Here is a 2,061-nt window from a genome sequence, read left to right as displayed (position 1 = left end):
CCCGGAGCTGGATAAGCAACGAACGTCCTGGCCTGCTTTTCGATCTGGCGACAGGGTGGCTTATGCAACATCGTATTATTCTCCCCGGAGCCACTACGCTGACCCGGTTGATTTCAGAGGTAAGGGAAAAGGCGACGTTGCGCCTGTGGAACAAACTGGCACTGATACCGTCAGCCGAACAGCGTTCACAGCTGGAGATGCTGCTGGGGCCAACTGATTGCAGCCGCCTGTCTTTACTGGAATCACTGAAAAAGGGCCCTGTGACCATCAGTGGTCCGGCGTTTAATGAAGCAATTGAACGCTGGAAAACTCTGAACGATTTTGGCCTGCATGCTGAAAACCTGAGTACACTCCCGGCTGTGCGCCTGAAAAATCTCGCACGTTATGCTGGTATGACTTCGGTGTTCAATATTGCCAGGATGTCACCGCAGAAAAGGATGGCGGTTCTGGTTGCCTTTGTCCTTGCATGGGAAACGCTGGCGCTGGATGATGCATTGGACGTTCTGGACGCCATGCTGGCCGTTATCATCCGTGACGCCAGAAAGATTGGGCAGAAAAAACGGCTCCGCTCGCTGAAGGATCTGGATAAATCTGCATTGGCGCTCGCCAGCGCATGTTCGTACCTGCTGAAAGAAGAAACACCGGACGAATCGATTCGTGCTGAGGTGTTCAGCTACATCCCAAGGCAAAAGCTGGCTGAAATCATCACGCTTGTCCGTGAAATTGCCCGGCCCTCAGACGATAATTTTCATGAAGAAATGGTGGAGCAGTACGGGCGCGTTCGTCGTTTCCTGCCCCATCTGCTGAATACCGTTAAATTTTCATCCGCACCTGCCGGGGTTACCACTCTGAATGCCTGTGACTACCTCAGCCGGGAGTTCAGCTCACGGCGGCAGTTTTTTGACGACGCACCAACGGAAATTATCAGTCGGTCATGGAAACGGCTGGTGATTAACAAGGAAAAACATATCACCCGCAGGGGATACACGCTCTGCTTTCTCAGTAAACTGCAGGATAGTCTGAGGCGGAGGGATGTCTACGTTACCGGCAGTAACCGGTGGGGAGATCCTCGTGCAAGATTACTACAGGGTGCTGACTGGCAGGCAAACCGGATTAAGGTTTATCGTTCTTTGGGGCACCCGACAGACCCGCAGGAAGCAATAAAATCTCTGGGTCATCAGCTTGATAGTCGTTACAGACAGGTTGCTGCACGTCTTTGCGAAAATGAGGCTGTCGAACTCGATGTTTCTGGCCCGAAGCCCCGGTTGACAATTTCTCCCCTCGCCAGTCTTGATGAGCCGGACAGTCTGAAACGACTGAGCAAAATGATCAGTGATCTACTCCCTCCGGTGGATTTAACGGAGTTGCTGCTCGAAATTAACGCCCATACCGGATTTGCTGATGAGTTTTTCCATGCTAGTGAAGCCAGTGCCAGAGTTGATGATCTGCCCGTCAGCATCAGCGCCGTGCTGATGGCTGAAGCCTGCAATATCGGTCTGGAACCACTGATCAGATCAAATGTTCCTGCACTGACCCGACACCGGCTGAACTGGACAAAAGCGAACTATCTGCGGGCTGAAACTATCACCAGCGCTAATGCCAGACTGGTTGATTTTCAGGCAACGCTGCCACTGGCACAGATATGGGGTGGAGGAGAAGTGGCATCTGCAGATGGAATGCGCTTTGTTACGCCAGTCAGAACAATCAATGCCGGACCGAACCGCAAATACTTTGGTAATAACAGAGGGATCACCTGGTACAACTTTGTGTCCGATCAGTATTCCGGCTTTCATGGCATCGTTATACCGGGGACGCTGAGGGACTCTATCTTTGTGCTGGAAGGTCTTCTGGAACAGGAGACCGGGCTGAATCCAACCGAAATTATGACCGATACAGCAGGTGCCAGCGAACTTGTCTTTGGCCTTTTCTGGCTGCTGGGATACCAGTTTTCTCCACGCCTGGCTGATGCCGGTGCTTCGGTTTTCTGGCGAATGGACCATGATGCCGACTATGGCGTGCTGAATGATATTGCCAGAGGGCAATCAGATCCCCGAAAAATAG

General features: G+C 52.2%; 1 protein-coding gene. It reads left to right on the top strand.

The annotated features are described in order from the left end of the window. On the top strand, positions 1-2,061 hold a 2,061-nt coding region (locus K2184_RS28905), incomplete at both ends, for a Tn3-like element Tn3 family transposase (protein WP_042937513.1).

The organism is Klebsiella sp. K5-306, assembly GCF_051835185.1.
GTDB lineage: Bacteria > Pseudomonadota > Gammaproteobacteria > Enterobacterales > Enterobacteriaceae > Klebsiella > Klebsiella oxytoca.
Note: the sequence above shows the minus strand (reverse complement) of the source record. Positions and strands in the feature narration are given on the sequence as shown.